The following is a 7139-nucleotide window of genomic DNA, read 5'->3' as shown; positions in this document are numbered from 1 at the left end:
CTCCGCCAGCGCGCTGTCGGCCACCTCGAGCTTCAGCTCCATCTGCGCCAGGCGTTGCTCGAGCAAGGCGAGCTGGATGCGGGCGATCGACCGGATGTGCTGCTCGTCGAGTGCGTGGAAGACGACCACCTCGTCGATCCGGTTGATGAACTCGGGCCGGAAATAGGTTTTCACCTCGCCCATCACCGCCAGCTTGATCAACTGGTAATCATCGCCCGCCATCTGCTGGATCATCTGGCTACCCAGATTGGAAGTCATCACCACCACCGTGTTCTTGAAGTCGACCGTGCGGCCGTGCCCGTCGGTCATGCGGCCGTCGTCGAGCACCTGCAGCAGCACGTTGAACACGTCTGGGTGCGCCTTCTCGACCTCGTCGAGCAGGATCACCGAATAGGGCTTGCGGCGCACCGCCTCGGTCAGGTAGCCGCCCTCCTCGTAGCCGACATAACCCGGCGGTGCCCCGATCAAACGCGACACCGAGTGCTTCTCCATGAATTCGCTCATGTCGACGCGAATCAGATGCTCTTCGGAATCGAACAGGAAAGCGGCCAGCGCCTTGCACAGCTCGGTCTTGCCAACGCCGGTCGGGCCGAGGAAGAGGAACGAGCCGTAGGGCCGGTTGGGATCGGCCAGTCCGGCGCGCGAACGACGGATGGCATTGGCCACCAGCCGCACCGCCTCATCCTGACCAACGACCCGCTGGTGCATGCGTTCCTCCATCTGCAGCAGCTTCTCGCGTTCGCCCTGCATCATCTTCGACACCGGAATACCGGTCGCCCGCGAGACCACCTCGGCGATTTCCTCGGTGCCGACCTCGGTGCGCAACAGCCTGTTCTGCTGCCCTCCGTCGCCCGACTTTTCGGCCGCGTTGAGCCGGGCTTCGAGCTGCGGTAGCCGGCCGTACTGGATTTCGGCGACCTTGTCCCATTTGTTTTCGCGCTGCAGGTGGGCCAGTTCGAGCTTGAGCTTGTCGATTTCCTCCTTGATCTGCGCGCTGCCCTGGACCTGCGACTTTTCGGCCTTCCAGATTTCCTCGAGGTCGTTGTATTCGCGCCCGAGCTTGAGCAATTCTTCCTCGATGAGATGCATGCGCTTCTTCGACGCTTCATCGCGCTCCTTGCGCACCGCTTCGCGTTCGATCTTGAGCTGGATCATGCGCCGGTCGAGCTTGTCCATCACTTCGGGTTTGGAATCGATCTCCATCTTGATCCGCGCCGCCGCCTCGTCGATCAGGTCGATCGCCTTGTCCGGCAGGAAGCGGTCGGTGATGTAGCGATGCGACAACTCGGCCGCCGCGACGATCGCCGGGTCGGTGATGTCCACCCCGTGATGCAGCTCGTATTTCTCGCGCAGCCCACGCAGAATGGCGATCGTCGACTCGACCGTCGGCTCGTCGATCAGGACCTTCTGGAAGCGGCGTTCGAGCGCCGCATCCTTTTCGATGTACTTGCGATACTCGTCGAGCGTCGTCGCCCCGACGCAGTGCAGGTCGCCGCGCGCCAATGCCGGCTTGAGCATGTTGCCGGCGTCGATCGCCCCTTCCGCCTTGCCGGCGCCAACCATGGTGTGCAGTTCGTCGATGAAGACGATGATTCGCCCCTCTTCCTGCGCGATCTCCTTGAGCACCGCCTTCAGGCGCTCCTCGAATTCGCCCCGGTACTTCGCCCCGGCGAGCAGCGCGGCCATGTCCAGGCTGAGGACCTGCTTGCTCTTGAGGGTTTCCGGAACCTCGCCATTGACGATGCGCTGAGCCAAACCTTCGACGATCGCCGTCTTGCCGACCCCCGGCTCGCCGATCAGCACCGGATTGTTCTTGGTCCGTCGCTGCAGAATCTGGATGGTGCGCCGAATCTCGTCGTCGCGCCCGATCACCGGATCAAGCTTGCCCAGGCGAGCCCGCTCGGTCAGGTCGATGCAGTACTTGCTCAACGACTGTCGCTGGCCTTCGGCCTCCTGACTATCGACCGCCTGCCCGCCGCGCACCGAGGCCACGGCCTGTTCGAGCGATGGCTTGAGCAAACCATGTTCCCTGGCCAGTCGCCCACTCTCGCCCTTGTCTTCACAGAGCGCGAGCAGGAACATCTCGGAAGCAATGAACTGGTCGCCCCGCTTCTGCGCTTCCTTGTCGGTCAGGTTGAGCAGGTTGGCCAGATCGCGCCCGACCTGGACCTCGCCACCGTGCCCCTGCACCTTGGGCAGCCGGTTGATCGCCTGCGCCAGCGCTCCCTTGAGCGCCTGCACATTGACTCCGGCACGCGCCAGCAGCGACGCGGTCGACCCGTCCTCCTGCTGCAGGAGTGCCAGCAGCAGATGCTGTGGCTCGATGAACTGGTTATCGTGCCCGATCGCCAGGCTCTGGGCATCGGCCAGGGCCTGCTGAAACTTGGTGGTCAGTTTGTCCAAACGCATGCTGCGCTCCTCGCTAGAAATATGCTGATGCCAGGCATGATGGGGACGAGTGGCGCCAATTCAATGCGTGACCAGTTTTCCCGGCATTTCGGTGACGACCGGCAATCCGCGAAAAGTTGGTCGCTCCTTCTGACGGGAGCGCCAGGGAAATGGCTGCACGGCTCGCCGCTGACGCGTTCCTTCTTGCCAACTTCCTTCAACAGGTGACGTGAAACAACCCGACGGTGCCGTCGGCCGCCTGATTGAAGGTCCGGATTGCTTCCGGCGTCGGCTGCAGGATGACCTGGCAGTGATGATCGGCCAGGAACGTCGCCGCTTCCGGCGAAAGTTGGACGTTGCCATACTGCCCGGCACCCAGCACCAGCGTGTTGCAACCCTTCTCGTAGACGAATTCCGCCTCGTCGCGGGAGATGATGTGCGAAGTGCCGTATTGCTGTTTGGAGAGTTTCTTCCTGCGCTTCTCCACGGCACCGGAGAGGCGAATCAGCACGTCGTGCGCATAGGTGATGCCAGCGATGCTGATGCTGCCAAATGCCGTGTGCTCGATCTTCATGGGCGTTCTCCTGGTTCAAAAACTGCTGCGACGGGCAGCCCGTCGGTTCGCGGCCGGCGTCACCCCGAGGTCGTCCACCCGGCCGACGTGGCGTAAGGCGGCCCGCACGGCTGGCTGCTGAACAGTCTTGCACACATCCATCCAGGTCAGCAAGGCGAACACGGCGCAGCGCAGGACCAACACTTGAGGTATGGAAGCCAGCAGCATGCGACACAGGCCAAAAGGAGGCAATCCGGTGACCAGGCAATGACGACCGCTGCGAGTCCACGCGGCTGCCAGCGGTCCGCAGCGGCCCTCAGCCGGACCAGCGTTGGGCTGCCTGATCATCGGCTTCGCGCGCATCGACCCAGTGCGTCCCTTGCGGGGTGAGTTCGCTCTTCCAGAATGGCGCGCGGGTTTTCAGGTAGTCCATGATGAATTCGCAGGCGGCGAAGACTTCGCCACGATGCGCACCAGCGACGGCAACCAGGACGATCTGGTCGGTCGGCAGCAGACGGCCGACGCGATGAATCACCAGGACATCGAGAATCGCCCAGCGTTGCCTGGCTTCGCCGACGATCGCCTCGAGCGCCTTCTCGGTCATCCCCGGATAATGCTCGAGGGTCATGGCGCGCACGGCGCCACCCTCATTCACGTCGCGCACCAGACCAACGAAGCACGCCACCGCGCCGATCCCCGGATTGCCCCGGCGCAACCATTGCAGTTCGGCGCCGACCTCGAAATCTTCCTCCTGAACACGCACCACGGCGTCAGCCCCCGGTCACCGGCGGGAACAAGGCTACCTCGTCGCCTTCCTTGATCGGCGTGTCGAACGCCACCATCTGCTGGTTGACCGCACAGCGCAGATTCCTGATGCCGGCGAGCCTTTCCCACCCGCCACCGCGTTGGGCCAAGTAATCGATCAGACCAGCGACATCCTGCACACCGGTCGGCAGAGGCAGTTCCTCGGCTGCCAGTCCGAGCTTCTCGCGTACCGAGGCAAAATAGAGAACGGTCAGCATGCCCCCTCCCCGGATCAGTCGAGAAAGGCCGAAAAAGGCATGAAACGCACCCGGTCGCCTCGCCTGATCACCTGCTGCGGCGGATTGTCGACCAGACCGTCACCCCACACGGTCGAGGTCAGAACCCCCGAAGCCTGGTTCGGAAACAGCGCCACACTGCCTTCAATGTTGCTCCGGGCACGCAGGAACTCGCGCCGCGCATCCGCACGCAACCAGTCGAAATCGGCCGGCAGCAGGTAGCTTGCCGGGGCCACTTGCTGCGCACCCTGCATTCTCAGGATCAGCGGTCGGACCAGCATCAGGAAGGTGACGAAACACGAGACCGGGTTCCCCGGCAAGCCGACGAAGGCGACGCTGCGCCCGCCCGCAGCAAGCTGACCAAAGGCCAGTGGCTTGCCCGGCTTGATGGCGATCTTCCACAAATCGAGCCGACCCTCGAGCTCGACCGCCGCCTTGACGTGATCCTCATCACCGACCGACACGCCACCCGAGGAGATCACCAGGTCGTTGTCGAGTGCCGCGGCGCGCAGCGCCTGGCGTGTCGTCGCCAAGGTGTCGGCCACCTGGCCGAGATCCTGGACGACGCAGCCGAGCCGCTGCAGCAAAGCAGTCAGCAGGAATCGATTGGCATTGTAGATGGCCCCGGGCGACAATGGCTCGCCCGGCATGCGCAGTTCGTCTCCGGTGCACAGCACGGCCACCCGCAAACGGCGAAAGACCGGCAGCGCGGCAATTCCCACCGACGCCGCCAACGCCGTATCCTGTGGCCGCAGACGCTGTCCGACCGGGAGAATCTCGCACCCGGCAGCGATGTCGCTGCCCGCGCGGCGAATGTTCTCCCCCACCCGCGGCAGATGATTGACCAGCACCGACCCGGCAGCGTGTTCGCAAAGCTCCTGCATCACCACCGCATCGGCACCGGGCGGGATCGGCGCCCCGGTGAATATCCGCGCCGCGCTGCCCGGTTGCAGTTGGCCACCGACACTGCCCGCCGCAATCCGCTGCGAAATCGGCAGGCGCACGCCCGGCTGCGGCACATCGGTCACCGCCAGTGCGTAGCCGTCCATCGCCGAGTTGTCGAGTGGCGGCGCATCGACCGTTGCCTGCTGGGCCACCGCCAGCACCCGTCCGGCGGCAGCCAGCGTGGGCAGTGAGCGTACCTCGGCAAGCGGCTGAACAGCGGCCAGCAGGCGCGACAGCGCCTCTTCAAAGGACAGCATGCGTCTTTCTCCCCAGACGGTAATCATTCCTTCCAATCCCGCACGCATCGCTGGCTCGCCAATGCCCGCAAGCTGGCCGCAGAGCCATTCCCCAATCCGGCTAGCGCCCAGGACCTATCGGGGGGTTCTCATTCGGCAAGACAGGACAGACTGCGGTTGACGCGTACAGACTTCCGGACGGTAACAGTTTTCCGGCACTTGCGGGTGCGGATTTCATCTTTGTGGGCAACCTCCATCGCTGATCTTCCCACGTCCCTGTATCTGCCAAGAGGTGACAGAGCTCTGCGGTTAGCTGCGGTGTCGTGATCTAATTTCAACAGACACCTTGATAGGAGGCTGATGCCCCTGTGGGTGGGAGAATGGATGAGTCAAAAAGGCAAGACGTTCGACCCGGGCTTCAAGCTGCAGGTTGTGCAAATGATTCGAGAGCAGGGCTTGAGCGTGGCGCAGGTGTGCCGCGAGATGAGTCTTGGCGAAACGACGGTACGCCGCTGGCTGGCGCAGTTTGACGTGGAACGGTCGGGCCAGGCGAGGATCGACAAACCACTGACGGCCAACCCGCAGCGCATTCGCCACCTGGAGGCGGAGAACCGCCAACTGCGTCAGGACAACGATCTTGTTAAAAGGCAGCGCAACTTTTTTTCTGTAAATCCGCACGAGGCGATTCGATTCGGGAAGAGTGATCACGATTGCAAGTTGAGATAGATCTTACCGGTCATCCACTCCTCGTCGCATTCTGCCAGAAGGGCAGAAACCAGTCGCAGGCAAGACGCGGTATTGGGGAAAATGGACGCCACGCGTGTGCGGCGCTTGAGCTCCCGGTTGATCCGTTCGAGGCGGTTGGTGGTGCGCAGGCGGACACGATGGGCGGGTACGCAATCGAAGACCGTCAAGCCATCGGGCAAATTCACTTCCGCCCATTGCGCCAGCTTGGGTGCCTCGGTCGCCCACGCACGCATCAACCGCCTGTTTCAACAATCGCTCCACCTCGACGCGATCGGGCGCATTGAAGATCGCCCGGATGCGTTGAGCTACCGACTTGCGCTGATCCAGGCGCGTGACATAGGACTGCGCGTTCTGCTGCAAATGGAACGGGCAGCGCTGCCAGGGCACGCTGGGCAAGGTAGCGCGACGCGCGGCCTTGAGGCCGCCATGATCGTCGGAGACGATCAGCTTGACGCCCTTCAAGCCCCGCAGGCTGTCGAGGAAGGCACGCCAATGCACCTCCGCCTCCGACAAGGCCACCGAGACGCCCAGCACCCGGCGATGGCCGCTGTGGGTCACGCCCACCGCCACCAGCACAGCGCAATCGACCAAACGACCGGCCTCGCGTACCCACTCGTAGCGGGCGTCCAGAAAGAGGTCGGGCGTTTCGTCCAGGAGGCGCTAACGCCAGGCAGCCAAGCCGGCATCGAGCTGCTCGGCGGCACGACTCACCTGCGTCGAAGAAATCGACACCTCCGGCCCCAGCAGCGCTTGAAGCACCGTGATCCCCTTGCGGGTGGAGACGCCCTGCACAGACATCTCGGCCAGTGCGATGTTGAGTGCCTGCTCGGTGCGCGAGCCCTTCTCCAGCGCTCTGGGGTAGAAGCCACCGCCGCGCGCCTGGGGTACGTCAAAGGTTGCTCGCCGACGCGCGTCATGACCGTCTTCGGTTTGAAGCCATTGGCGTCGTCTGTGCGATCGGCCGTGCGCTCATGAGGTTGGGCATTGAGATAGTGGACTCGCTCAATCTTGCTTGCTTCATCGACCAAAATGCGCAAGGCTTCGCCCGCTCCGTCCAGGCCGTTGGCCAGCAAAGCCGCAAATGCGGCGTCCAGGGGATGATGCTCGACTCGTTGTGCCATTGGGCTGACTCCTTCGTGAGGGTAAGTGAAATTTCCCCGAAGAAATCGCCTGCGGGTACAGCCTGCCGAGGGGGCGCCGCGATGCTGGGTCGTCCTCCGCTCTTCGGGC

At 63.5% G+C, this 7139-nt stretch carries 5 protein-coding genes and 2 pseudogenes; 1 reads left to right on the top strand and 6 read right to left on the bottom strand.

The genetic code is table 11. The features are described from left to right. The 5 genes from clpB to glp form a co-directional block, all read right to left on the bottom strand. Positions 1–2409 (bottom strand): ATP-dependent chaperone ClpB (gene clpB / locus JNK99_RS09010; RefSeq protein WP_291851648.1); only part of this gene is annotated, 2409 nt, incomplete at its 3' end. 196 nt (positions 2410–2605) lie between these two features. Further along, complete coding sequence (locus tag JNK99_RS09005) at positions 2606–2962, bottom strand: MTH938/NDUFAF3 family protein (RefSeq protein WP_291851645.1); 357 nt, start codon at positions 2960–2962, stop codon at positions 2606–2608. A gap of 295 nt (positions 2963–3257) precedes the next feature. Further along, on the bottom strand, positions 3258–3707 hold the full coding sequence (gene moaE / locus JNK99_RS09000) for a molybdopterin synthase catalytic subunit MoaE (protein ID WP_291851643.1): 450 nt from the start codon (positions 3705–3707) through the stop codon (positions 3258–3260). A 4-nt stretch (positions 3708–3711) separates the two neighbouring features. Continuing rightward, positions 3712–3963 carry a molybdopterin converting factor subunit 1 gene (moaD, locus tag JNK99_RS08995; RefSeq protein WP_291851640.1) on the bottom strand — a complete coding sequence of 84 codons (252 nt, stop codon included), beginning with the start codon at positions 3961–3963 and terminating at the stop codon, positions 3712–3714. A gap of 14 nt (positions 3964–3977) precedes the next feature. Beyond that, on the bottom strand, positions 3978–5183 hold the full coding sequence (glp, locus tag JNK99_RS08990; protein WP_291851637.1) for a gephyrin-like molybdotransferase Glp: 1206 nt from the start codon (positions 5181–5183) through the stop codon (positions 3978–3980). A gap of 363 nt (positions 5184–5546) precedes the next feature. Between glp and JNK99_RS08985 the strand changes: the two are divergent. Further along, a pseudogene (locus JNK99_RS08985) lies at positions 5547–5810 on the top strand (transposase); the annotation flags it as partial. A gap of 56 nt (positions 5811–5866) precedes the next feature. Here JNK99_RS08985 and JNK99_RS08980 read toward each other — a convergent pair. Next, positions 5867–7030, bottom strand: a pseudogene (locus tag JNK99_RS08980) (IS256 family transposase). Positions 7031–7139: the final 109 nt, after the last annotated feature.

Origin of the sequence: Accumulibacter sp. (assembly GCF_016789985.1) — a bacterium.
Lineage (GTDB): Bacteria > Pseudomonadota > Gammaproteobacteria > Burkholderiales > Rhodocyclaceae > Accumulibacter.
The sequence above is the reverse complement of the archived record's forward strand: the minus strand, read 5'-3'. Positions and strand labels throughout refer to the sequence as shown.

Bases quoted from the DNA above. Each gene is read 5' to 3' on its own strand.
- JNK99_RS09005 (WP_291851645.1), bottom strand. From the start codon at position 2,962: ATGAAGATCGAGCACACGGCATTTGGCAGCATCAGCATCGCTGGCATC.
- moaD (WP_291851640.1), bottom strand. From the start codon at position 3,963: ATGCTGACCGTTCTCTATTTTGCCTCGGTACGCGAGAAGCTCGGACTG.
- glp (WP_291851637.1), bottom strand. From the start codon at position 5,183: ATGCTGTCCTTTGAAGAGGCGCTGTCGCGCCTGCTGGCCGCTGTTCAG.